This window comes from Immundisolibacter sp., from assembly GCF_041601295.1.
In the GTDB taxonomy this organism is placed as follows: Bacteria; Pseudomonadota; Gammaproteobacteria; order Immundisolibacterales; family Immundisolibacteraceae; genus Immundisolibacter.
In genome coordinates this window covers 1-23,422 of sequence record NZ_JBFIII010000044.1, presented here as the reverse complement: position 1 = coordinate 23,422, position 23,422 = coordinate 1, and the positions used below count along the sequence as shown (strand labels likewise).

Below are 23,422 nucleotides of genomic sequence, written 5' to 3'. Positions count from 1 at the left end.
GTCACCGGCGGTGCGTCGGGTTTGGGGCTGGCGACTGCCAGGCGCGTGATCGCGGCCGGCGGGCGGGCCTTGTTGCTCGATGTGAATGCCGACGCAGGTGCGGCGGCGGTTGCGACGCTCGGCGAGCGGGCGCAGTTTCGGGCGGTGGACGTGACCGATGGCGCGGCGCTGGAAGCGGCGCTCGACGATGGACTGATGGCCATGGGCGGGTTGGATCTGGCGGTCAGTTGCGCCGGCGTGGTTGGCGCGGGACTGACGCTGGGCAAGACCGGACCGATGCCGCTGGAGCAATTCGCGCGCACGGTCGGCATCAACCTGGTCGGTACCTTCAACCTGGTGCGCCTGGCCGCGGCTCGGATGCAGGGCAACACGCCGCGTGCCGATGGCGAGCGGGGCGTGATTGTGAATACGGCTTCGGTGGCGGCCTTCGACGGCCAGATCGGTCAGGCGGCGTACTCCGCCTCCAAGGGCGGGGTGGTCGGCATGACGCTGCCCCTGGCGCGCGAGTTTGCCCGCCACGGCATTCGCGTGATGAGCATCGCGCCGGGGCTGTTCCTGACCCCGATGCTAGAATCGCTACCCGAATCCGTGCAGCAGAGCCTGGGTGCCAGTGTGCCGTTTCCGCCGCGCCTGGGCGATCCGGCCGAGTATGCGGCGCTGGTGCAGACCATCGTCGAAAACGTGCTGCTGAACGGCGAGACCATACGTTTGGACGGCGCCATCCGGCTCGCGCCCAAATGACAAACCCGGACTTTTTTAGTCACTTCCGCTAACCAATCAATCATGAGCGATACACACGGCGGCGCCTTTCTGGACCCGTCGCAGGCGCCGGGCGGTATTTTCACGCCCGAGGATTTCGGCGCCGAGGAGCAGGCGCTGTTCGACACCGCGCGGCGCTTTTGCGACGAGCAGGTGTGGCCGCAGTTGGCCGCCATCGAGGCCAAGGCCCCCGGCGTGCTGGAAGGGCTGATGCGCCAGGCGTCCGAGCTTGGCCTGACCATGCTCGACCTGCCGGAAGAACACGGTGGCCTGGACCTGCCGCTGCCGGTATCGATGCGGGTGCTGGAGAGCACGGCCCGCGAGCAATCCTTCATGCTGACGCTGATGGTGCAAAACGGCATCGGTTCGTTGCCGGTGGCGTTGTTCGGTAGCGATGCGCAGAAGGCCGCCTGGCTGCCGGGCTTCGCCAGCGGCGAGCTGCGGGGGTGTTACTGCCTGACCGAGCCGGGCTCGGGCTCCGATGCGCTGGCCGCGCGCACCACGGCGGTGCTGGACGGCGGCGCGTGGCGCCTGACCGGCACCAAGCAGTTCATCACCAACGCCGGCATCGCCGATGTCGGTTTCGTGTTCGCCAAGGTGCAGGACGAGGTGGACGGGGCGAGCGGATTCACTTGTTTCATCGTGCCGTTTGACGCGCCGGGCGTGAGCCTGGGCGCCGAGGAGCACAAGCTGGGCATGGACGGCTCGTCCACGCGGCAGGTGATCCTGCAGGACGCGCGCATCCCGCGCGAGCACGTGCTCGGCCAGATTGGCCGCGGCCATGTGATCGCGTTCAACATTCTGAACAATGGCCGGTACAAGCTGGGCGGCACGGCGCTGGGCAGCGCCAAGTGCGCGCTGGATGCCGCGCTCGACTACGCCACCGGGCGCAAGCAGTTCGGCCAGTCGGTAGCCGATTTCGGCATGATCCGGCGCAAGATCGGCCAGGCAGCGGCCGATATCTATGCCGCCGAGAGCGCCATCTACCGCGCCGGTGGCGCCATCGACGCGCTGGCCAATGCCGGCGGGCGCGCCGCCTCGGCCAAGCTGTCGGCCTTGCAGGACTTCGCGCTGGAGTGCTCGATCGCCAAGATCGCGGGCTCCGAGCTGCTCGGCCGGGTGGCCGACGAATCGCTGCAGATGTTCGGTGGTTACGGCTTTCTGGAGGAATACCCGGCCGCCAAATACCTGCGCGACGCACGCATCGCCCGCATTTATGAAGGCACCAACGAGATCAACCGCATCGTCATGCCGCGCACCTTGCTCAAGAAACTCGGTGCTGGCGAGCTCGGGCTGGCGGGCGCCGCCAGCGACGACCCGCTGGCCAGCATGAAGCTGGCCCACGCCGTCTGTTTCAGCGCCGCTCTAGAGCAGCACGGCAGCGGCAAGGGCTTCGACGTTGACCAGGAGCTGATGGCTCACCTGGCAGACATGATGACGGCCATTTATCTGGCCGAATCGACCGCCTTGCGGGTGGCCCGCCACCCGCGCCGCCAGGCGGTGCACGCTGATGTGGCGCTGCTGGTGCTGGCCCAGGCGACCACGCAGGTGGCTCAGTTGGCCGCCGAGGCAGCCACGCACCTTGACATCGCCGCGCCGGCCGTCGCGCGACCGGCCGCGGACGTGATGGCGCTGCGCCAGCGCGTCGCCGCCCATGTCGTGGACGCCGGTCGCTGTACCCTGTAATCCTGCCCGCCAACCGGACATCTCATGAGTTATCAGCACGTCATTTTCGAGGTCGCGGACCGTGTCGCGACCCTCACCTTCAACCAGCCGGCCACGCGCAATGCCATCAGCGACGAGGGCATGATCGACGAGATCGTGTCGGTGCTTGGCAGCATTGCCGCACGGCCGGAAATCTCGGTGCTGATTGTCACTGGCGCCGGTGAGGCGTTCTCGTCGGGCGGCAATGTCAAGAAAATGCAGGCCAAGGAGGGCATCTTCGGCGGCAGCGCCATGGACATCCAGCAGTCCTACCGGCTGGGCATCCAGCGCATTCCACTGGCGCTGTATGAACTGGAGGTGCCGGTGATCGCCGCGGTCAACGGTGCGGCGGTGGGTGCGGGCTTCGATATCGCCATGATGTGTGACCTGCGTCTGGCGTCCACGAAGGCGCGTTTTGGCGAGACCTTCCTGAACCTGGGCATCATTCCGGGCGACGGCGGGGCCTGGTTTTTGCCGCGTGCGCTCGGTCACCAGCGGGCGGCGGAACTGACCTTCACCGGGCGTCTGGTGAACGCCGACGAGGCGCTGAGCATCGGCATCGTGCTCGAAGTGCTGGCCCCCGAGGCGCTGATGGCACGTGCCCGTGAACTCGCCGCGCAGATCGCGGCCAAGCCGCCGCAGGCGCTGCGCATCGGCAAGCGCCTGCTGCGCGCCGGTCAGCATATGGACCTGAAGCCTTTTCTGGATTACTGCGCTGCCTTGCAGGCGGCGTGTCACGGCACCGAGGATCATGCCGAGGCGCTGTCGGCGTTCTTCGACAAGCGCCCGGGTCAGTACCAGGGACGCTGAGGCAGCCGCCCGGCGGTCCGCCGCGCGAACAACACCATGCCTGATTTTTCCCTGCTACAGAAAATCGCCATCTGGGCCTTGCCGGTGCTGTTCGCCATCACCGTGCACGAGGTCGCGCATGGCTACGTGGCGAGCCGCCTGGGCGACCGCACGGCGCAGATGATGGGGCGGCTCACGCTGAACCCGCTAAAGCACATCGACCCGGTCGGCACCGTGCTGGTGCCGTTGATCATGCTGCTGCTGCCCGGTGGGTTCCTGTTCGGCTGGGCCAAGCCGGTGCCGATCGGCTATCGCAACCTTGGCAACCCAAAGCGCGACATGGCCATCGTGGCGTTGGCGGGGCCCTTGTCGAACCTCATCATGGCGCTTGGCTGGGCCCTGCTGCTGCGCCTGGCCGTGGCTTTGCTGGCAACGATGCCGTGGGTAGCCCAGCCGCTGTTCTTCATGGCGCAGGCGGGTATTGTCATTAACCTGGTGCTGATGGTGGTTAACTTGGTCCCGCTGCCGCCGCTTGATGGTGGGCGGGTTCTGGTGGGACTGCTGCCGGACCGCCAATCCATGACGGTTGCGGCCATCGAGCCGTATGGCCTGATCGTGGTGTTGCTGCTGCTGACCAGCGGCGTCCTCGGGCGCGTGCTGCACCCGATAATGCAGAGCCTGAACGGCATGTTGTTGTTCGTGGTTGGCCTGGGAGGGTCTGCTTGAATACATTGGCTTCGCCGAACAACCGGGTGCTGTCGGGCATGCGCCCGACTGGCCGGCTGCATTTAGGCCACTACCACGGGGTGCTGAAGAACTGGGTGCGCCTGCAGCACCAGCACCGCTGTTTTTTCTTTGCCGCCGACTGGCATGCACTGACCACCGAGTACGACGCTCCTTACGAGGTGGCCGGGCACACCTACGAGATGATCGTCGACTGGCTGGCGGCCGGGGTCGATCCGGGCAGCGCGGTGCTGTTCGTGCAGTCGCGGGTGCCGGAGCACGCCGAGCTGCACCTGCTGCTGTCGATGATCACGCCGCTGGGCTGGCTGGAGCGGGTGCCGACCTACAAGGATCAGCAGGAACAGCTGCGGGACAAGGATCTGGCTACCTACGGATTTCTGGGCTATCCGTTGCTGCAAAGCGCCGACATCCTGATGTACAAGGCCACCCTGGTGCCGGTGGGCGAGGATCAGGTGGCGCATCTTGAGCTCACGCGCGAGGTGGCACGCCGCTTCAACCATCTGTACGGCCGCGAGCCGGAGTTCGAGGCGCGCGTGCAGGCGGCGCTGCGCAAGCTCGGCAAGAAGCAGGCTCGACTGTACGAGGACAACCGCCGCGCCTACCGGGAGCGTGGCGAAACCTCGGCGTTGCAGGTGGCGCAGGCGCTGGTGCACGCACAGGCCAATATCAGTCTGGGCGACCGCGAGCGGTTGCTGGGCCATCTGGAGGGAGGCGGCATCATCGTGTTGCGCGAGCCGCAGCCGATGCTGACGGAGACGGCCAAGATGCCGGGTCTGGACGGGCGCAAGATGTCCAAGTCCTACGGCAACGCCATCGGCCTGCGCGAGGACACCGATACCGTGGCACACAAGCTGCGGACCATGCCAACCGACCCGGCGCGGGTGCGGCGTACGGATCCGGGGGACCCAGCCCTGTGCCCGGTGTGGGGTTTGCATCAGGTGTATTCGGACGAGGCGCGTCGGGCCTGGGTGCAGGAAGGGTGCCGCAGCGCCGCCATCGGTTGTCTGGACTGCAAGCAGCCGCTGATTGAGGCGGTCGAGGCGGAACTGGCTCCGATTCGCGAGCGCGCCCGGCCGTTCGAGGACGATCCCGGCCTGGTGCGGGAGATCGTCGCCGCCGGCTGCGAGCAGGCGCGCGAGGTGGCGCGCGAGACGCTGGACGAAGTGCGTCAGGTCATGGGCTTGGGTTATCGCTGAATGACCGTCGCGGCCATCACTGCGGAGGCGCCAAAACAGCAGGAATTTCCCCTGGCGCGGGTGCGTGGCGAGCTACTGACCCGCCTTCCCGAGGACCTGTACATCCCGCCGGACGCGCTGGAGGTATTCCTGGAGGCGTTCGAGGGGCCGCTGGATTTGCTGTTGTGGCTGATTCGCCGCCAGAATTTCGACATTCTGGACATCCCGGTGGCCGAGGTGGCGGCGCAGTACATGGCCTACGTCGAGTTGCTGCGCGGCCTGCGCCTGGAGCTGGCGGCGGATTATTTGGTGATGGCCGCGGTACTCACGGAGATCAAATCGCGCATGCTGCTGCCGCGCCCGGCGGGGGTCGAGGAGGAAGACGACCCGCGCGCCGCGCTGGTACGTCGCCTGCAGGATTACGCGCGTTTTCGCGATGCCAGTGAAACCCTGGCAGCCTTGCCCCAGTTTGGCCGCGACCTGCTGCCGCTGTCGGTCGCCCTGCCCGCGCAGGAGCTGCCGCCCGCGCAGGCGCAGGTCACGCTGGCGGAGCTGGTGGCCGCTCTGACCGAGATACTCGCGCGCGGCGCGCTGAACGCGCACCATCAGGTGCGCCGCGAGGCGCTGTCAGTGCGGGAGCGCATGACCGCCATCCTGGAACGCCTGACCGTCGGTGAGTTCACCTCGCTGCCGACGCTGTTGCTGCCGGCCGAGGGACGTGCCGGGGTAGTGGTGAGCTTTCTGGCGATTCTGGAACTGCTGCGCGAGCAGCTGATCGAGCTGGCCCAGCACGAGGCCTTCGGCCCCATTTACTTGCGTCCAGCCGCCTGATGCAGACCCTGCGAGTCATCGAGTCCGCGCTGCTGGTAGCCAGCGAACCGCTGGATATCGATCGCCTGCTGCGCCTGCTGCCGGATGGCACCAGTCGGGACGACGTCAGGCAGGCGCTGGACGAGCTCACGCTGGAGTGCGCCGGCCGGGCTTTGGAACTGGCCCAGGTCGCGGGCGGTTATCGCTACCAGGTGCGTACCCAGTACGCCGCGCCAGTGGCGCAACTGCTGGCCGAGCGCGCGCCGCGTTACTCGCGTGCGACGCTTGAAACGCTGGCCATCATTGCTTACCGGCAGCCGGTGACCCGCGCTGACATCGAACAGATCCGCGGCGTTTCCCTCAGTGGCGGGCTCCTGAAGACACTGCTCGATCGCGGCTGGGTACGGGTGGTGGGTCATCGCGAGGTGCCGGGCCGGCCGGCCGTATTTGGCACTACCAAGGCGTTCCTTGATTACTTCGGCTTGCGTAGCCTGGCTCAGCTGCCGGATCTTGCGGATCTGTCTGACCCGGCCTTGGTCGAGTTGCAACTGGACATGCTGCCGCCCCCCGAAGCCGCCCATGAAACCTGATCGCAACGGTGCCGCCTCCGGCGAGCGTCTGCACAAGGTGCTGGCCCGGGCGGGCCTGGGCTCGCGGCGGCAGATTGAGGACTGGATTCGCGCCGGGCGGGTGCGCGTGAATGATCAGCAGGCGGTGCTGGGCCAGAGCGTGACTGGCGCTGATCGTCTGGTGGTGGACGGCCAGGCGGTGGTGCTCGCTGCCCCCGCCAAGGCGCGACTGATGCTGTACCACAAGCCTGAAGGCGAGGTCTGCACGCGGCGCGACCCGGAAGGACGCCCAACCGTGTTCGATCGCCTGCCGCCGCTGCCCGGCGGCCGCTGGATCAGCGTGGGTCGCCTAGACATCAACAGCTCGGGTTTGTTGCTGCTGACCACTGATGGCAACCTGGCGCACCGGCTGATGCACCCGGGCAATCATCAGGAGCGGGAATACGCGGTTCGGGTGCGGGGGCAGGTGGATCAGGCCATGCTCGACCGCTTGCGTGGCGGGGTGGAACTGGAAGACGGTCCAGCGCGTTTTCTGACAATTACCGCCGCTGGGGGCGCCGGCCTGAATCAGTGGTTCCATGTCATCGTGGACGAGGGACGCAACCGTTTGGTGCGCCGATTGTGGGCATCGCAGGGGATCACCGTCAGTCGTTTACTACGCGTACGCTATGGTCCGCTGGCATTGCCGAGGGCACTGGCGCGCGGGCAATGGCGTGAGGCGACTGCGCAGGAACTGGCCGCGGTGAGCGAAAGACCGGCCACGCCGCGTCGCTCCGCGAATCGTCGGCTTGAAACCCGGGCACGGCCGCGTTTAAGATAGCCCGCTTATTTTTAAACGCCGGGCATCTGTCCGGCGTTTTTTTCCGGTCAGGAAACAGAACTAGATGGCACGGTATACCGGTCCCCGGCTCAGAGTAGTACGGCGTTTTCAGCAGCAGTTGCCGGGTTTGACCCGCAAGACCGATGGCGTGCGCGCAAACCCGCCCGGCCAGCACGGTGCTCGCCGCAATAACCGGCCAAGCGACTATCGACTGCGCCTGGATGAGAAACAAAAGCTCATCTACAACTATGGCCTGGGCGAGCGTCAGCTGCGTACGTATTTCAAGACCGCCGCCCGACGCAAGGGCGATACCGGCAAGAATCTGCTCACGCTGCTGGAGTCGCGTCTGGACAATGTGGCATTTCGGCTTGGCTTTGCACCGACCATCCCGGCCGCCCGCCAGATCGTCAAGCACGGTCACGTCACCATCAACGGCCGGCGGCTGGACATTCCCAGCTACCAGCTGCGCCCGGGCGACGTGATTGGCGTCGACGAGTCCAGCCGTGCGCACCCGGTGATTGTCGAGACCCTGCAATCACCGTCCCTGAGTGTGCCGGACTACCTGGACATCGACACCACCAAGATGACCGGCACCTTCCGCCATGCCCCGGATCGCGCCGACATTCCGCTAGAAGTGCAGGAAAATTTCGTCGTCGAGTACTACTCTCGCGTCAGCTGACCACCGGCGCGGATCGCACACGGTCCGCGCCTGCACTGGCCGCGCTCGATGCTCCTTGCGGCTGGGGCCGATTCCCGGAGAGGTGTCCGAGTGGTTGAAGGAGCACGCCTGGAAAGTGTGTATACGTCAAAAGCGTATCGAGGGTTCGAATCCCTCCCTCTCCGCCAGTCTTGTATGTTGTCCCAGGCCGCCATGTTCTATGGCGGGCCTGCCAGTCCCCCCGCGGTGATAAGTCGTGAACCCCGCCAGGCCCGGAAGGGAGCAACGGTAGCGACCGATGCAGGTGCCGGGGTCAGGCTGGCAGGTTCCGCCGCCCTAGCGAACCCGATCGCCACATGAGTTACCAGGCGCTGGCCCGCAAGTGGCGCCCACGCCGCTTCGCCGACATGGTCGGTCAGGAGCATGTGCGCCGGGCTCTGGGCAACGCGCTGGCCAGCGATCGCCTGCACCACGCTTACTTGTTTACCGGCACCCGTGGCGTGGGCAAGACCACCGTGGCGCGGCTGTTCGCCAAGGCGCTCAACTGCGATCAAGGCGTCAGTGCCGAGCCGTGCGGTGTATGCGCGGCCTGCGCCGCGATCGATGCCGGACGCTTCATGGACCTGATCGAGGTCGATGCCGCCTCGCGCACAGGTGTGGACGATACCCGTGAGCTTCTGGACAACGTGCAGTACGCCCCGACCCAGGGCCGCTACAAGGTGTACCTCATCGATGAGGTACACATGTTCTCCAAGAGCAGTTTCAACGCGTTGCTCAAGACACTTGAGGAGCCGCCGCCGCACATCAAGTTCCTGCTTGCCACGACCGACCCGCAGAAGATCCCGCCGACTATTCTGTCGCGTTGCCTGCAGTTCAACCTGCGCGCGTTGACCCCGGAGCAGGTGAGCGGGCAGTTGAGCCGCGTGTTGATGGCCGAGAACGTCGCGGTCGACGAGCTGGCGGTGGATCTGCTGTCGCGCGCCGCCGCCGGCAGCATGCGTGACGCGCTGAGCTTGCTCGACCAGGCGCTGGCGCATGGCGGCGGCGAGCTGCACGCGCCCGCCGTACAGGCCATGCTGGGCACACTGGATCGCAGCTTCGGCGTGCGCCTGCTGAACGCGCTGGCGGACGGCGATGGCCCGGCGTTGCTGGCGGCTGTGGCCGAGGTCAACGCCCAGGCCGCCGACGCCAGTTCGGTACTCGAAGACCTGCTGCGCCTGTTGCACCAGGTGGCCGTGCGCCAGGCGGTGCCCGAGGCGACCCTGGCGGCAGATGCTGACCCCGTGGTGGTGCAGGCGCTCGCCGAACGCATTGCCGCCGAGGATGTCCAGCTGTATTACCAGATGGCCTTGACCGGCCGGCGCGATTTGCCGCTGGCGCCGGACCCGGCCAGTGGTCTTGAGATGGTGCTGTTGCGGCTGCTGGTGTTTCGACCGGCGACCGCCGAGATGCCGCCGGTCCCGGCCACGCGTGCGACGCGGCCAAGCGCCACGCCCACTGCTTCACGGCCGGAGCCCACCGGCCCGGTGGCTGCGCCCATCGTGTCACCACCGCCCCCGGTGCCGCCTGTTGCCAAGGCTGCGCGGCCCGAGGCAGACCCGGCGGCAGATACCGACGACTGGGCGGCGCTGGTGGCGCGACTGAATTTGCGGGGTGCGGGCGCGCAGTTGGCCCAGCACTGCACGCTGCTGCGACGGCAGGGCGAACGCTTTGACCTGACCGTGGACGCGCGCAGTCGCGCGCTGTTGACGCCATCGGCGAAACAGGCGTTGATCGATGCCCTGTCGGGGCTGCTCGGCCAGCCGGCGCGCGTTGATTTTGCGGGCGCCGAGGCAAACGGCGACACGCCGGCGCAGATCACGGCGCGTGCGGTCGCTGCCCGGCAGGCACAGGCGCGGGCGGCACTGGAAAGTGATCCGGTCGTCAGTGGTCTGATCGACACCCTGGACGCGCGCATTATCGACGGCTCGGCGGCAACCGGCGAGTAGACTTGCAGCCCAGCGAACGCTAAGAGGAAATCGCATGAAAGGCAACATGAATCAGCTCGTGCAGCAGGCGCAGCGCATGCAGGAAGCGATGCAAAAAGCGCAGCAGGCATTGGCGGCCATTGAAGTCAGCGGTGCCGCTGGTGGTGGTCTGGTCGGCGTGACCATGAGCTGCAACCATCAGGTGCGCCGCGTCAGTATCGACCCCAGTCTGCTCGGCGACGATCGCGACATGCTTGAGGATATGGTCGCGGCGGCGGTCAACGACGCTCTGCGCAAGGTGGAACAGGCGACGCAGGAGCATATGGGCGGCGCGCTGGGCGGTCTGAATATGCCCGGCATTAACCTGCCGTTCTGAGGTTCGGATGGCGCACGGCGGCTTGATCGACAGCCTGGTGGGCGCTCTGCAGCGTTTGCCTGGGGTGGGTCCGAAGTCTGCCCGGCGCATGGCTTTCCACCTGCTGGTGCGTGATCGCGACGGCGGCCGGCGCCTGGCTCAGGTGCTGATCGAGGCCATGGACCGCATCGGCCGCTGCCAGTTGTGCCGCAACCTCACCGAGCAGGAGATCTGCGCGGTTTGCAGCTCGCCGCAGCGCGATCGTGCCCTGCTGTGTGTGGTGGAGAGTCCCGCCGATGTGCAGGCCATTGACCAGGCGGCGGGCTATCAGGGTCTTTATTACGTATTGCACGGCCACCTGTCGCCGCTGGACGGTATCGGGCCCGAGGAGCTTGAACTGCACCGCCTGCAACAGCGCCTGGAGCAGGGTGAGGTGCGGGAACTGATCCTGGCCACCAATCCCACGGTCGAGGGCGAAGCCACGGCCCATTATCTGGCCGAACTGGCGCGTGACCGCGGCATTCGCAGCACCCGGATCGCCCATGGCGTGCCCATGGGCGGCGAGCTGGAATACGTGGATGGCGGCACCTTGCGTCAGGCGCTTAACGGCCGGCGCGATTACGTGGAATGAGGCGACAGGTGGCTCGGCGCTGCATGTTATAGTCCACGACCGCTAGCTTTCCCCTTGCTGTCGCCTGCCGTTACGTCGGGGTGGCCGCTGTCTGTATTTGCCACACTGGATGTCTGATGCCTCCCAAACCCGGCCCGCTGATCTGGATTGACCTCGAAATGACCGGGCTCGATACAGGGTGGGATGCCATTATCGAGATCGCCACCGTGGTCACCGACGCGGACCTTAACGTGCTCGGCGAAGGCCCGGTGCTGGCGGTGCGCACCACCGAGGAAATGCTGTCCGGCATGGACGAGTGGAACACCCGGCAGCACACCAAGACCGGGCTGGTTGAGCGGGTTCGCAGTTCGACCGTGGACACCGCCGAGGCGGAGCGCCAGACGCTGGATTTCCTGCGCCGACATGTCGGGCGTAACGAGTCGCCAATGTGTGGCAGCAGCATCTGTCAGGACCGGCGCTTCATGGCGCGCCTGATGCCGGAGCTGGAAGCCTACTTCCACTACCGCAACCTTGACGTCAGCACGCTGAAGGAACTTGCCCAGCGCTGGGCGCCGGATGTCCTGGCTTCGTTCAAGAAGCGTTCATCGCACCAGGCGCTGGAAGATGTGCACGACTCGATCCGCGAGCTGCGCCACTATCGCGAGCATTTGCTCAAAGTCTGAATACGTCCATCCGGGGCGTCGCATTCCGTTCGCATTGAAGGCACGACTGTGCGGGTTGGGTCAGGCGTTGCCATAACCCGACGATCTGCGGCAGATGGCGATAGTTGTTGGGTTACGGCGCTTCGTGTCCAAGCCAACCTACGCGATGATTGACGTCGTTATCTTGCCGCGAATCTGAATCAACCAAGGAATCCGGAACGTCCGAGTTTCAGATTCCTTCGCCAGTGGCGCCGTTACCCACCGCGTCGTGCCAGAGCTTGTAGGTGATGGCGTCCGACAGCGCCTGCCAGGATGCTTCAATGACGTTGGTGGAGGCGCCGACGGTGGTCCAGCGACGACGACTGGCGTCGCTGCATTCGAGCATTACCCGCGTGACCGCACCGGTGCCGGCACCGGACTCCAGAATCCGCACCTTGTAGTCGGTAAGTACCAGCTCGGCCAGGGTCGGATAGGCCGACAGCAGCGCATGGCGCAGAGCGCGGTCAAGCGCGTTAACCGGGCCGTTGCCCTCGGCTACGGTCATGTGCATTTCGCCCGATACGCGCACTTTCATGGTGGCTTCGGATAGCGTGACCAGCTGGCTGTCCAGGAGCTGGCGCTGGTCGATGACGCGAAAGCTGTCTAGCTCAAAATACTGTGGCAGGCCCTCAAGTAACTGCCGCGCCAGCAACTCGAAGCTGGCTTCGGCGCCATCATAGGTATAACCCTCAAGCTCGCGGGCCTTGACCAGGATCACCAGCTTGGCGACCCGGGGGTCGTCCGGCGCCAGTTCCAGGCCCACCTCGTCCAGCAAGGCCAACACATTGGCCCGTCCGGCCTGATCCGAGACCAGAATCTTGCGGTGGTTGCCGACCCGCTCGGGCGCGATGTGCTCGTAGCTGCGCGGGTCCTTCTCGACCGCCGACACATGCAAGCCGCCCTTATGGGCGAAGGCGTTCTCGCCCACGTACGGCGCATGCCGGTTCGGGGTGCGATTCAGGCGCTCGTCGACGAAGCGCGAGGCATGCGTCAGGTGGCCCAGGTCCGCCTCGTCAAGGCCGGTGCCGTAGCCGAGTTTCAACATCAGCGTGGGCAGCAGCGAGATCAGGTTGGCGTTCCCACAGCGCTCGCCGAGGCCGTTGAGCGTGCCCTGCACTTGCCGAACTCCGGCGCGTACCGCGGCCAGGCTGTTGGCGACGGCGTTTTCGGTATCGTTGTGGCAGTGGATGCCGAGTCGGTCGCCAGGGATGATCCTGGCGACGGCGCCGACGATGGCTTCGACCTCGTGCGGCAGGCTGCCGCCGTTGGTGTCGCACAGCACAATCCAGCGCGCGCCGCCACGCAAACCGGCCTGGAGGCAATCGAGCGCATAGGCCGGATTGGCCTTGTAGCCGTCAAAGAAATGCTCGGCGTCGAAGATCGCCTCGCGTCCGGCCGCGGCGCACAGGGCGAGGCTGTCCTCGATCATGGCAAGGTTTTCCTCCGGCGTGGTGCGCAGCGCCACTGTGACGTGAAAGTCCCAGGTCTTGCCCACCAGGCAGACAGCCGGTGCGCCGCTGTCGATCAGACGCGCGAGGCCTGGGTCTTCAGTGGCCAGCCGGCCAGGCCGACGGGTCATGCCGAACGCGACCAGACGGGCGCGCTTGAACGTGGGCGCAGCCGCGAACACGGCATCGTCGGTCGGATTGGCGCCCGGCCAGCCGGCCTCGATGTAATCGACGCCCAGGTGATCCAGCTCGCGGGCGATGGCCAGCTTGTCGCCGACCGAAAAATCGATCCCCTGCGTCTGCTGGCCGTCGCGCAGCGTGCTGTCGTAAACAAAAATGCGCGGCGCAGACACAGTCGCTTACCCTGACATAATCGAGCAAAGCGCCATTTTACGCGCTGCCGCGTGAGCGCCGAAGGCTCTGTGGTGCTGTGGCGCCACGGCCCCTTGGCTCATGGCGCTGACTGGCACAATAGCGGCTCCATTGGAGTTCTGGCGAAAATGCGTTATTTGCTCACCTCAGCCTTGACCCTGTGCCTGCTTGTTGGTCCGGTCCATGCCGCCACCGATCGTTTGCCGGACGACCTGGCCTTTACCATCACCGACGGCCGCATTCTGAGCACCAAGGCGCTGCGCGGCCAGCCGCTGCTGATCTTGTTCTGGGCCACTACCTGCGCGCCGTGCGTGGCTGAAATGCCCGACTTGTCGGGCCTGTACCGGGAATTGCACCCCAAGGGCCTTGAACTGATTGCACTGGCTATGCCCTACGACCCACCCAACCGGGTGATGGTGGCGCACAAGGTGCTGAAGCTGCCGTTTCCGGTGGCGATCGACATCAGCGCCCGGATCGTGCGGCGGTTGGGCGTGCCGCCGCAAACGCCGCAGTTCCTGCTGGTGGACGGCACCGGGCAGATTGTGGCCAAACACGAGGGTGTGTGGCCAATTGACAAGCTGCGGGTGGCGCTGTTGCCCCTGTTGGCCGGTACCTGACAAGGAGATGAGCTGATGCTGTGGTTAAAGTCCCTGCACCTGATTGCCATGGTGGCGTGGTTCGCCGGGCTGTTTTACCTGCCGCGGCTGTTCGTCTATCACGTTGATTGCACCGACCAAGCGGGGCGGCAGCGCTTTCAGATCATGGAACGGCGCTTGTTCTGGGCCATCATGACGCCGGCCGCGGTGGTCACCGTGCTGGCCGGGCTGGCCTTGCTGGTGGACTACGCGTGGGCGGCCTACAGCAAGGCCGGCTGGCTGCACACCAAGTTGCTGCTGGTGGGCTTGCTGGTGGTTTACCACTGGCTGTGTGGCCGCTACATGGCCAAATTGCGCGACGGCCAGAACCGCCGCAGCGCGCGTTTTTATCGTGTGTTCAACGAGCTGCCGACGGTAATCCTGATCGCGGTGGTATGCCTGACCGTCGTTAAGCCGTTCTGAGCGGCGCGCTACCGGCCCGGATTTCTGGCGCCGTCCCAAGCGTCACGAATTTGCAAGAACTGGCAGGTAAGTTGCTGGTGTTCCGGCAGGGCAGCCTGTGCCCGACCTGACCGTGCCCGTTTATGACTGCCGCGCATAGCGTTTTCAACGAGATTGCCGCCCTGCTGGTGCTGGGTGCCTTGCTTGGCTTTATCGGCCAGCGGCTGCGCCAGCCGTTGATCGTGGCTTTCATCGTGGCTGGAATCGTGGCTGGGCCGGACGTGCTGGGCGTGGTGTCCAGCGCCGTCCACGTACAGGTGCTCGGCGAGCTGGGCGTGGCGGTGCTGCTGTTTCTGGTTGGCCTCAAGCTTGATCCAGGGCTGCTGCGCACGCTGGGACCGGTGGCGCTCGCAACCGGCAGCGCGCAGGTGGTGTTCACCGGGTTGATCGGCGCGGTCCTGTGTCTGGCGCTGGGCATGGCGGCGCAAACAGCGGTGGTCGTTGGTGTGGTGCTGACCTTCTCAAGCACCATCATCGTCATCAAGCTGTTGTGGGACAAAGGCGAGGTGGATTCGCTGCATGGCCGGGTGGCGCTTGGCCTGCTGATCGCGCAGGACTTGCTGGTGGTGGTGTTGATGGGCCTGCTGGCCGGGCTGCGTGGTGGTACGGACAGCGGCCTGACGCAGGCCTTGCTGGGTGCGGCCGGGCTGGTCGGGGCAGTGTTGTTGTTCATCCGGTTCCTTGCGCACGGGCTGCTGGCCCGCCTGGCGCGCTCGCCGGAGCTGCTGGTGACCTTTGCCATTGCCTGGGCCGCCTTGCTGGCAGGGACGGCAGACACCCTGGGCTTGGGCAAGGAACTGGGCGGTTTGCTGGCCGGCGTGTCGTTGGCCTCGACGCCATTTCGCGAGGCGCTGGCCTCGCGTCTGGCAAGCGTGCGCGATTTTCTGCTGCTGTTCTTTTTTGTCAGCCTGGGCGCGAGCCTGGATTTTGGCCAGTTGCAGGGCAGCCTGCTGCCGGCCCTGGCGCTGTCGGTTTTTGTGTTGCTCGGCAAGCCACTGCTGGTGCTGCCGATCCTGAGCTTGGCCGGGTACGGCCGGCGCACGGCATTTCTGGCCAGTCTTACGGTTGGTCAGATCAGTGAGTTCTCGCTGATCCTGGTGACCTTGGCGGTCCAGGCCGGTCTGGTCGACACCGCCACGCAGGCACTGGTGACGGTTGTGGGCCTGGTCAGTATTGGCGCCAGCAGTTACCTGGTGACTTATTCGGGGCCGATCTATGCACGCCTTGAACCGTGGCTGGCGCGCTGGTTGAGCGACCATCCCGGCCGCCATGCCCAGGAACAGCCGCTACCGGTGGGGGCGGACGTCATCATTTTCGGTCTGGGGCGCTACGGCACCGCTATCGCCGAGGGTCTGCGCGCACGGGGCCTGAGCGTGGTGGGCGTGGACTTTGACCCGGAGATGGTTGCTCGTTGGCGCCAATTGGGTTTGCCAGCGCATTACGGCGATGCAGCAGACCCGGACTTTGCCAAGGCGCTGCCGTTGAGCAGCGCAACCTGGGTGGTGTGCGCTATTCCGGTGCATGGTGGCAGCTTGACCCATGATGACCCACGCCTGGCACTGGTGGATTCCTTGCGCGACCACGGGTACCAGCAACGCATCGCCGTGGCTATCCACCAACCCGACGATCTGCAGGCCCTGCGCAGTCGCGGCGTGGACCTGGTGTTACTGCCAATGGCGGATGCCGCCGCTGAAGCGGTGGATCTGATCACGACTCCACTGGACAAGTCGGAACGGATCGCTCGCGAATCACTGCTGGAAAAGGCGGTGTCGTAGATCGCACTGGCGACTCGGCGGCTGTTTCGGGGGTGCGTCCTTGAGTCATCCAAGGCTTCCCCTTGACCCCGGCATCGTGCTCTAGTTGCCCGGTCGCCGCTGATCGGCGCAGGCGTTTCTCAGACGGAGCCGAGACGATGCAGTTTGATCGCAAGGATGCCAAGGCCTGGTGTAAGCAACATATTCAGGATTACTACGAAGCGCCGCTGACGCCGATCACGCCAGACTTCCGGCTGGACGAGACGGGCCTGCGCGACAACGTCGAGGCTTATATCGACATGGGCATTCCCGGCCTGGTGGTCGGCGGATTTCTGGCCGAGGGCTGGAACATGACCACCAGCGAATGGCGCCGCTATCACGAGGTGATGGCCGACGCGGTGGCCGGGCGCATGGACCTGTGGACCATCATTCTGGAGTCCTCGCCGCGCCGGGCGCTGGAACAGATGCAGTTCGTGGAGTCACTCGGCTACACCGGTGCCGAAATCATGAATCCGGCCGTGCAGCTCAAGAGCGACGACGAGATCTTCGACTACTTCAAGTTCCTCACCGACTGCACCCACCTGGCGGTGTTCCTGTACCGCACGTATCTGGCTGGCAACCTGTTCAGCCACGACGTGCTGCGCCGACTGGCGCAAATCGACACCGTGGTGGGCATGAAGCAGGGCGGGCTGGTGTATGCCGAAACGCTCAAGCTGCGCCGCGACCTGCCGCCCGATTTCATTGTTTCCGACCCGCAGGAGGAGCTGTTTCTGCAGGATCTGAAATACGGTTCCCAGGTGCTGTGGGCGGAAGTTACGTACATTCTCTACGGCAAGAAGCGTCACCTGATGACGTCTTATATTCGCAAGGCCAAGGCGGGCGACTGGGCCGGCGCCGAGGCAGACTGGCAGGCATTGCGACCGGTAGCCAACTTCTGGGACGATCTGGTTACCTGGGAAGGCGTGTACAAAACCAAGACCTATGCCGCCTCGTTTGCCATCGTCAAACCCTGGTACGAGGCTATCGGCCTGAAGGCCGGGCCGAGCCTGCCGACCGTGCATCCGACCTCGCCACAGCGGGTGGAGTGGCTGCGCGAGCGATTGTCCGAACTTGGCGTTTGCTGAGTTCGTCCTTACTGGAGAAGCCCCGATGCTGATGCGCAGCAACGAGCCGGACTGGGACACCCTGGTTGACGATGGCAGCGCCCGCGTGAGTCGCCAGATCTTTGTCGACGAAGCGATTCACGCGCTGGAGATCGAGCGTATCTTCAACCGCTGCTGGCTGTTCGTGGGCCATGAATCGGAAATCCCGAACCCCGGTGACTACGTCACCCGCCGCATGGGCTCGGATCAGGTCATCCTCATGCGCGGTCCGGACTCGCGGGTGGGCGTATTTCTGAACAGCTGTTCGCACCGCGGCGTGAAGGTGTGCCGGGCCGATTCCGGCCATGCCAAGCAACTGATCTGCCCCTACCACGGCTGGACCTACGACACCGCCGGGCAATTGCTGACCACTGGCTTTGACGATTTCTATGCCGGCAAGCTGGATAAGCGCGCGAATGGGCTGAAGGCCGTGGCGCAGGTGGATACCCACGGCGGGCTGATCTTTGCCACCTTCGATCCGCAAGCCGTCAGCCTGGCCCAGTACCTGGGCGATTCGCGTTTTTACCTGGACCTGTACTTCAACCGCACGCCAGGCGGCATGGTGGTGCTGTCGCCGCCGCAGCGCTGGGTGGTGCGGGCCAACTGGAAAATGGGCGCGTTGAACTTCGGCACCGACAACCAGCACCTGTACCCGACCCATCTGGGTCCGACGGCCATGGAGTTGATTGGCGTGCCTACCGCCGCGGTCATGGCCGGGTTGGGCTCCAGCCACCAGGTCAGTCTGGCCGGTGGGCACGGCACGGTCAGCACGGTGGTGCCAGAAGACCATGTGGTGCCGTACTGTGGCCTGCATCAGGACCTTGTCGGGCTGTACGAAAAAACCCTCAGCCCGGCGCAACTGGACCTGCTGCGGCGCAACGTGGTCACGGTCGGCAACATCTTTCCGCACCTGGCGTGGATTCAGCCGGCGCTGGACCTGGAGCGCAATGGCAAGCCAGTCGCCGGCGGCACGCTGCGCATCTGGCAGCCGCTGGGGCCGAATGCCATGGAACTGACCGCCTGGTACCTTGCCGAGCGCGAGGCGAGTGAGGAATGGAGACAGAAGGTGCTCGAAGCCGGCGTGCGTGGTTTTGGCATGACGGGCGTGTTCGAGGAAGACGACGTCGACGTGTGGTCCTCGGTCACCGACGTGTGCCAGGGCAGCCAGGCCCGGCAGGGCCAGGCAAGCTTCGAGACGGCACTGAATTTCGCCCCGGTGGATGACTTCAGCGGCCCCGGTACGGCCTATTTCCCGATGCTGCCCGAGTGCGAGCAATTCAACTTCCTGAAGCACTGGAAGGGCCTGATGCGCACGCCCTGAGCGCGCATTTCCTCTCTAACACCGAACGGACATTGCCTTGGACGAGCGTCTTTTTGCCCGCGTATATGAGCACCTGATGGACGAGGCCGCGCTGCTGGACACGCGGCAATTCCTGGCTTGGCACGCCACGTTGGCCGAGGACGTGCATTACGCCGTGTACGCCAACCTGGTGCGCATGCAGGGCGAGGAGGGTCCCAGCGGCGCGCCGCTGTTCCTGGAAAACCTGGCCAGCCTGCGCACCCGCTGCGAGCAGCTGTCCACGCCGGGCTTCAGCGTGGCGGACAACCCGCCAGCGGCGACACGGCATTTCGTGACCAACGTGCGCCTGCGCCCGACTGACTCCGCCGATACGTGTCGCGTGGACAGCAACGTGCTGGTCTACCGTACGCGCGGTTCCGACCTGCCGCCGTATTTCTTTTCCGCGGCGCGGGAGGACCTGTTTGCCGACACGCCGCAGGGGCTGCGCTTGCAACGGCGCGTCGTGCAGTGCGACGACGCCATCATCGGTACGCGGAATCTGAATTTCTTTGTCTGACCTGTGGTTGGCCCTACTACGGATAACGCTGGGCTAGGCGCTTTCCAACACCACCATGGCCACGGCTTGATCCCGTTCGTCAGCGATGCTCAGGTGCCAGCTGACGATGCCGCGACGGGCACAGTGCTCGGCGGCGGCGCCCGACAGTTCCAGTAGTGGCCGGCCTGAGGCGTCGTGGCTGACCGCGATCTGCGGCAGGGTCACGCCCTCGGCGATGCCGGTACCCAATGCCTTGCCGAATGCTTCCTTGGCGGCAAAGCGCTTGGCCAGGAACGCTGGCCGGTCCCGGGCGGCTTCGTAATCCGGCCACTCGTTAGGGGCCAGCAGGCGGCGTGCGAATCCGTCCCCGTGTTCCTCGACGATACGGGCGATGCGCGCCACCGCCACGATATCGACGCCGATGCCAGCAATCACGGCAGGGCCTTGGCGATGACGTGCTTGATCTCGGCCACCGCTGCACGCAGGCCGATGAACACGGCGCGGGCGACCAGCGCGTGGCCGATGTTGAGTTCGGTCACGCCGGGCAGGGCCGCCACAGCGGCCACATTGTCGAGGTTCAGGCCATGGCCGGCATTGACGGTCAGACCGAGTTCGCGGCCGTACTGAATCGCCTGGCGGATGCGCGCCAGTTCCAGCGTCCGTGGGTCGGGGTGCTCGGCGTCGGCGTAACGACCGGTGTGCAGTTCCACCAGCGGCGCGCGGCAGCGCCGGGCGGCATCGAGCTGGGCGGGATCCGGATCGATGAACAGCGATACCTGTATGCCGGCAGCGCTCAGTTGTGCCACGGCCTGTGCAATGCGCGCTTCCTGGCCGGCAACGTCGAGGCCACCTTCGGTGGTCAGTTCCTCGCGTCGCTCGGGCACCAGGCAGCAGTCCGAGGGTTGTAGCCGGCAGGCGATGGCCACCATCTGGTCGGTCACGGCCATCTCCAGATTCATCCGGCATGGCAGGCGCTGACGTAGCGTCGCCAGGTCGGCGTCCTGGATGTGGCGCCGGTCTTCACGCAAGTGCAGGGTGATGAAATCGGCACCGCCGGCCAGTGCTTCGAAGGCCGCGGCGACCGGGTCGGGATAGGACGTGCGGCGCGCCTGACGCAGCGTGGCAACGTGGTCGATATTGACGCCCAGCAGAGGCATGGATCAGTCCGGTGTTGTGGCGGCCGGCCGGCCGGCCAGCGCGTGGTAGAACTCGCGACTTTTCAGGGGCCGGTCGCCGAAGTGCCAGCTGATCTGCGCCCGCAGCAGACGCTTGCCGGCGGCAAGATGCCCGGCGTCGGTCAGCGTGCTGGCGTGCAGGGCCTGCAGGGCCGCTCCGGGCAGATCACCATCCTCGGCCCGGATCGGGCCGCGCTCGGGTCGATAGTGGTAGCGGCGGCCGGGGTCGATGGTCGCGCCGTCCGTGTCGTGTTCCAGCAGCAGGCCGTAGCCGAGTTCGGCCAACAGATCGCGCTCGAAATAGCGCAGCGCGGCCTCGCTGCCGGCCGGGGTGGTCAGTGCCGACAGGGTGCGTTGGTAGGCAAGGTAAACGCCAGGGTGCGCGTCCAGCCGCGCACAGGCACGCAGCAGTAGCTCATTCAAGTAAAAACCGGCGGCCAGCGCCGCCCCCCGTGGTGGATCGACGTAGCCGTCCGCTTCGGCCTGAGTCAAGGTCTTGAGGTCGCCCGACCCGCCCCAGGACAACAGCAACGGAGCGAAAGCCTGCAGCACTCCGGCCAGGCGGCCACGCCCGCCACGCGCCACGATACCGACGCGCCCATGGTCGCGGCTGAAGCACTCCAGTAGCAGGCTGGTGTCCCGATAGGGCCGCCGATGCAGAACATAGGCCGGCGCCAGCAGGATCGGCGCGCGGCTAGTCACTCTGGTATCCGAGCGTGCGCAGGGCGAGGTCGTCGTCGGTCCAGCCGCTGCGCTCGCGCACCCAAAGCCTTAAAAAAACGTGTGTCTCCAGCAGTGTTTCCAGGTCCACGCGTGCTTCGCTGCCTATCTGCTTGAGCATGGTGCCGCCCTTGCCAATGACGATGCCCTTGTGGCTGGCTCGCTCGACCCAGATTACGGCGCCGATTTCGGTGCCCGACGGCTGCTCGTCGAAGCTTTCGATGCTGACCGTGCACACGTACGGCAGCTCCTGGTGCAGGTGACGCATGAGCTTTTCGCGCACGATTTCGGCCGCCAGGAACGACTGGCTGCGGTCGGTGACCTGATCCGTCGGAAACAACGGCCCGCCTTCGGGCAGCAGGCGCCCGACGACCTGGACCAAGCGATCGATGCCGCTGCCCTTGCGCGCGCAGACAGGCACGATCTCGGAGAAGCAGCCCTGCGCGCCCAGGCGCTCAAGCTGTGGCAGCAGTGCCGCCTTGTCGGTAACCAGGTCGACCTTGTTGACCACTGCCACCGCCGGTTGGCCACCGGCCTTGACCAGTTCAACCACGCGCTGGTCCTGCTGCGTCCAGTGCGTGCCTTGCAGCACCACCAGCACCAGATCAACGCCCTCGAGGGCGCCGGTGGCGGTGCGGTTCAGGTAGCGGTTCAGCGCGCGGCCTTCGTCGGGGTGCATGCCGGGCGTGTCCACGAAAACCGCCTGAATGCCATCCTCGGTGCGGATGCCGAGCAGGCGATGGCGCGTGGTCTGCGGTTTGGCTGAGGTGATGGCGAGTTTCTGCCCCACCAGGCGATTGAGCAGGGTGGACTTGCCGACGTTGGGGCGACCCACGATGGCGACGTAGCCAGCGCGTTCAACGGGTGGGGTTTCAGACATGGGCTTGCAGGTGTTCCAGGGCGAGCGCGGCGGCGGTCTGTTCGGCCGCCCGGCGAGTACCGCCATTGCCATGGCAGGGTTGGTCGAGTGCGGGAACCCGGCATTCGACCGTGAACTGCCAAACTCCGGCCTGCTCCTGTTCGTCGATCAGATGATAGTGTGGGCGCTCCAGAGCGCGGCTTTGCAGCCATTCCTGAAGTCGGGTTTTGGGGTCTTTCAGCTCCTCGCCCGGTTGCAGTTGATCCAGTGTCGGGCCGAACAAGGACAGCACCCGTTCGCGGCAGACGTCCATGCCCGCGTCCAGATACACGGCGCAGATCACCGCCTCCAGCGCATCGGCCAGAATTGATGCGCGACGATGACCACCGCTCTTGCGCTCGCCAAGCCCAAGCTCAAGAAAACTGCCGAGCCGCAACTCGAGGGCAAGGGCCGCCAACGCGTCTCCGTTCACCAGCCGGGCACGTAACCGCGTCAGCTCGCCCTCGCTGGCACCCGTAAAGCGTTGCGACAGCGCCTCGGCGATCAGGAATCCCAGCACGGCGTCACCCAGGAACTCCAGGCGCTCGTTGTGCTGGCGCCGCGCGCTGCGATGAGTGAGCGCGAGGCGCAACAGTCCCGGGTCGGAAAAACGGTGTCCCAGGTGCAGTTGCAGGAGGTCTAGCGGGTCGGTCAAGGACCGTCGACCTGAATCTCGTGCTTGAAGTGCATAACGATGCTGATGTTGTAGAACAGCGGCGCCCTGTAGTCGTATTCGAGCGCAATGCGCTTTTTGCTGGTCTTCTTATCGTACTCGACCACCAGGTCGTCCTTGGTGGGCGTGAAGCTGTACAGCCCACTCATGTCGAAGCGTTTTTCCAGCAAGCGCCAGATGGTTGGCTTGGCCATTACGCCGACGTTACTGTCTTCTGCCAGGGAATTGATTCCCTTGCGTACGGCAAAGGCCTCGTAGTAGCCCGGATACATCGCCAGGCCGACCATAAAGAAAAGCACTGCCACCGCAAGGGCAATGCTGAGCGAAAACATGGACCAGCCGCCCTGGCGGGCGGATACCGTCGTTTGCATGCCAGCACCTCTCAGTTCACACGCCGAGTGTTAATACGGCATGGCCCATTATGAACCCGCCTGCTTAAAGAAGCGCTGAATAAATCCATCCTGGATTTCTCAGCGCCCGCCATCGGAAAAGCGTGATTTTCCGATGGCTCACAAAATCAGTGGCTTACAGCCACAGACTTTGGCAGCGCATTCGTGCGCTGCGGGAAACACTGAATACTTCAGCGTCCCCTTAATCGTGGCAGTGACCTTCAGGGAATGCTGCTGCCGATACGCCGCCAGTTGATG

The 23,422-nt window shown here is 65.4% G+C and carries 26 protein-coding genes, 1 tRNA gene and 1 other RNA gene; 21 read left to right on the top strand and 7 right to left on the bottom strand.

Annotation, left to right across the window (positions count from 1 at the left end; genetic code table 11):
• The 15 genes from ABZF37_RS07640 to orn all read left to right on the top strand — a co-directional run.
• On the top strand, nucleotides 1-741 hold a 741-nt coding region (locus ABZF37_RS07640), incomplete at its 5' end, for an SDR family NAD(P)-dependent oxidoreductase (RefSeq protein ID WP_372718500.1).
• A gap of 42 nt (nucleotides 742-783) precedes the next feature.
• A complete protein-coding gene (locus tag ABZF37_RS07635; RefSeq protein WP_372718498.1) occupies nucleotides 784-2,445 on the top strand; it encodes an acyl-CoA dehydrogenase family protein in 1,662 nt (553 codons plus the stop codon).
• 24 nt (nucleotides 2,446-2,469) lie between these two features.
• A complete protein-coding gene (locus tag ABZF37_RS07630) occupies nucleotides 2,470-3,273 on the top strand; it encodes a crotonase/enoyl-CoA hydratase family protein (RefSeq protein WP_372718496.1) in 804 nt (267 codons plus the stop codon).
• A 36-nt stretch (nucleotides 3,274-3,309) separates the two neighbouring features.
• Nucleotides 3,310-3,978 (top strand): site-2 protease family protein, encoded by a 669-nt coding sequence (locus ABZF37_RS07625; protein ID WP_372718494.1) that lies wholly within the window; start codon nucleotides 3,310-3,312, stop codon nucleotides 3,976-3,978.
• Nucleotides 3,975-5,192 (top strand): tryptophan--tRNA ligase, encoded by a 1,218-nt coding sequence (locus ABZF37_RS07620; RefSeq protein WP_372718492.1) that lies wholly within the window; start codon nucleotides 3,975-3,977, stop codon nucleotides 5,190-5,192. The genes ABZF37_RS07625 and ABZF37_RS07620 overlap by 4 nt, the downstream gene beginning before the upstream one ends.
• Nucleotides 5,193-6,002, top strand: coding sequence for a ScpA family protein (locus ABZF37_RS07615; RefSeq protein ID WP_372718490.1), 810 nt, complete (start codon nucleotides 5,193-5,195; stop codon nucleotides 6,000-6,002).
• Nucleotides 6,002-6,571, top strand: a complete 570-nt coding sequence (scpB, locus tag ABZF37_RS07610; RefSeq protein WP_372718488.1) for an SMC-Scp complex subunit ScpB — start codon at nucleotides 6,002-6,004, stop codon at nucleotides 6,569-6,571. Before ABZF37_RS07615 ends, scpB begins: the two co-directional genes overlap by 1 nt.
• On the top strand, nucleotides 6,561-7,370 hold the full coding sequence (gene rluB, locus ABZF37_RS07605) for a 23S rRNA pseudouridine(2605) synthase RluB (protein ID WP_372718486.1): 810 nt from the start codon (nucleotides 6,561-6,563) through the stop codon (nucleotides 7,368-7,370). Before scpB ends, rluB begins: the two co-directional genes overlap by 11 nt.
• Nucleotides 7,371-7,434: 64 nt before the next feature.
• Nucleotides 7,435-8,049, top strand: a complete 615-nt coding sequence (gene rpsD, locus ABZF37_RS07600; protein WP_372718484.1) for a 30S ribosomal protein S4 — start codon at nucleotides 7,435-7,437, stop codon at nucleotides 8,047-8,049.
• A gap of 76 nt (nucleotides 8,050-8,125) precedes the next feature.
• Nucleotides 8,126-8,216 (top strand) — tRNA-Ser (locus ABZF37_RS07595).
• 42 nt (nucleotides 8,217-8,258) lie between these two features.
• An RNA gene (ffs, locus tag ABZF37_RS07590) (signal recognition particle sRNA small type) lies at nucleotides 8,259-8,355 on the top strand.
• Nucleotides 8,356-8,384: 29 nt separating this feature from the next.
• A complete protein-coding gene (gene dnaX, locus ABZF37_RS07585; protein ID WP_372718482.1) occupies nucleotides 8,385-10,016 on the top strand; it encodes a DNA polymerase III subunit gamma/tau in 1,632 nt (543 codons plus the stop codon).
• 34 nt (nucleotides 10,017-10,050) lie between these two features.
• Nucleotides 10,051-10,371 carry a YbaB/EbfC family nucleoid-associated protein gene (locus ABZF37_RS07580; RefSeq protein WP_372718480.1) on the top strand — a complete coding sequence of 107 codons (321 nt, stop codon included), beginning with the start codon at nucleotides 10,051-10,053 and terminating at the stop codon, nucleotides 10,369-10,371.
• A gap of 7 nt (nucleotides 10,372-10,378) precedes the next feature.
• Nucleotides 10,379-10,981 carry a recombination mediator RecR gene (recR, locus tag ABZF37_RS07575; RefSeq protein WP_372718478.1) on the top strand — a complete coding sequence of 201 codons (603 nt, stop codon included), beginning with the start codon at nucleotides 10,379-10,381 and terminating at the stop codon, nucleotides 10,979-10,981.
• Nucleotides 10,982-11,097: 116 nt separating this feature from the next.
• Complete coding sequence (orn, locus tag ABZF37_RS07570; protein ID WP_372718476.1) at nucleotides 11,098-11,643, top strand: oligoribonuclease; 546 nt, start codon at nucleotides 11,098-11,100, stop codon at nucleotides 11,641-11,643.
• 208 nt (nucleotides 11,644-11,851) lie between these two features.
• Here the strand turns inward: orn and cimA are convergent, their stop codons facing one another.
• A complete protein-coding gene (cimA, locus tag ABZF37_RS07565) occupies nucleotides 11,852-13,462 on the bottom strand; it encodes a citramalate synthase (protein WP_372718474.1) in 1,611 nt (536 codons plus the stop codon).
• Nucleotides 13,463-13,609: 147 nt separating this feature from the next.
• Between cimA and ABZF37_RS07560 the strand changes: the two genes are divergently transcribed.
• The 6 genes from ABZF37_RS07560 (at nucleotide 13,610) to ABZF37_RS07535 (ending at nucleotide 19,330) form a co-directional block, all read left to right on the top strand.
• The gene (locus ABZF37_RS07560; RefSeq protein WP_372718472.1) at nucleotides 13,610-14,098 is read left to right on the top strand and encodes a TlpA disulfide reductase family protein; all 489 of its coding nucleotides are present in this window, start codon (nucleotides 13,610-13,612) and stop codon (nucleotides 14,096-14,098) included.
• A gap of 15 nt (nucleotides 14,099-14,113) precedes the next feature.
• Nucleotides 14,114-14,539 (top strand): protoporphyrinogen oxidase HemJ, encoded by a 426-nt coding sequence (hemJ, locus tag ABZF37_RS07555; RefSeq protein WP_372718470.1) that lies wholly within the window; start codon nucleotides 14,114-14,116, stop codon nucleotides 14,537-14,539.
• 122 nt (nucleotides 14,540-14,661) lie between these two features.
• Complete coding sequence (locus ABZF37_RS07550) at nucleotides 14,662-16,353, top strand: cation:proton antiporter (RefSeq protein WP_372718468.1); 1,692 nt, start codon at nucleotides 14,662-14,664, stop codon at nucleotides 16,351-16,353.
• 137 nt (nucleotides 16,354-16,490) lie between these two features.
• Nucleotides 16,491-17,456 (top strand): dihydrodipicolinate synthase family protein, encoded by a 966-nt coding sequence (locus tag ABZF37_RS07545; protein WP_372718466.1) that lies wholly within the window; start codon nucleotides 16,491-16,493, stop codon nucleotides 17,454-17,456.
• 25 nt (nucleotides 17,457-17,481) lie between these two features.
• Nucleotides 17,482-18,795 (top strand): Rieske 2Fe-2S domain-containing protein, encoded by a 1,314-nt coding sequence (locus ABZF37_RS07540; RefSeq protein ID WP_372718464.1) that lies wholly within the window; start codon nucleotides 17,482-17,484, stop codon nucleotides 18,793-18,795.
• Between the two features lie 37 nt (nucleotides 18,796-18,832).
• Nucleotides 18,833-19,330, top strand: a complete 498-nt coding sequence (locus ABZF37_RS07535) for an aromatic-ring-hydroxylating dioxygenase subunit beta (RefSeq protein ID WP_372718461.1) — start codon at nucleotides 18,833-18,835, stop codon at nucleotides 19,328-19,330.
• Nucleotides 19,331-19,363: 33 nt separating this feature from the next.
• On the opposite strand, the gene acpS is transcribed toward ABZF37_RS07535, so the two are convergent.
• Genes acpS through ABZF37_RS07505 form a run of 6 tightly spaced genes read right to left on the bottom strand, consistent with a single transcriptional unit; the run spans nucleotide 19,364 to nucleotide 23,146 of the window.
• On the bottom strand, nucleotides 19,364-19,744 hold the full coding sequence (gene acpS, locus ABZF37_RS07530; protein WP_372718459.1) for a holo-ACP synthase: 381 nt from the start codon (nucleotides 19,742-19,744) through the stop codon (nucleotides 19,364-19,366).
• Nucleotides 19,741-20,466, bottom strand: coding sequence for a pyridoxine 5'-phosphate synthase (gene pdxJ, locus ABZF37_RS07525; RefSeq protein ID WP_372718457.1), 726 nt, complete (start codon nucleotides 20,464-20,466; stop codon nucleotides 19,741-19,743). Before pdxJ ends, acpS begins: the two co-directional genes overlap by 4 nt.
• Before the next feature lie 3 nt (nucleotides 20,467-20,469).
• Entirely contained in the window at nucleotides 20,470-21,186 is a 717-nt protein-coding gene (gene recO / locus ABZF37_RS07520; protein WP_372718455.1) for a DNA repair protein RecO, read from the bottom strand.
• Nucleotides 21,179-22,084, bottom strand: a complete 906-nt coding sequence (gene era, locus ABZF37_RS07515) for a GTPase Era (protein WP_372718453.1) — start codon at nucleotides 22,082-22,084, stop codon at nucleotides 21,179-21,181. Before era ends, recO begins: the two co-directional genes overlap by 8 nt.
• Nucleotides 22,077-22,757, bottom strand: a complete 681-nt coding sequence (rnc, locus tag ABZF37_RS07510) for a ribonuclease III (protein WP_372718451.1) — start codon at nucleotides 22,755-22,757, stop codon at nucleotides 22,077-22,079. Before rnc ends, era begins: the two co-directional genes overlap by 8 nt.
• Nucleotides 22,754-23,146 carry a DUF4845 domain-containing protein gene (locus ABZF37_RS07505; protein ID WP_372718449.1) on the bottom strand — a complete coding sequence of 131 codons (393 nt, stop codon included), beginning with the start codon at nucleotides 23,144-23,146 and terminating at the stop codon, nucleotides 22,754-22,756. Before ABZF37_RS07505 ends, rnc begins: the two co-directional genes overlap by 4 nt.
• Nucleotides 23,147-23,422 lie beyond the last annotated feature (276 nt).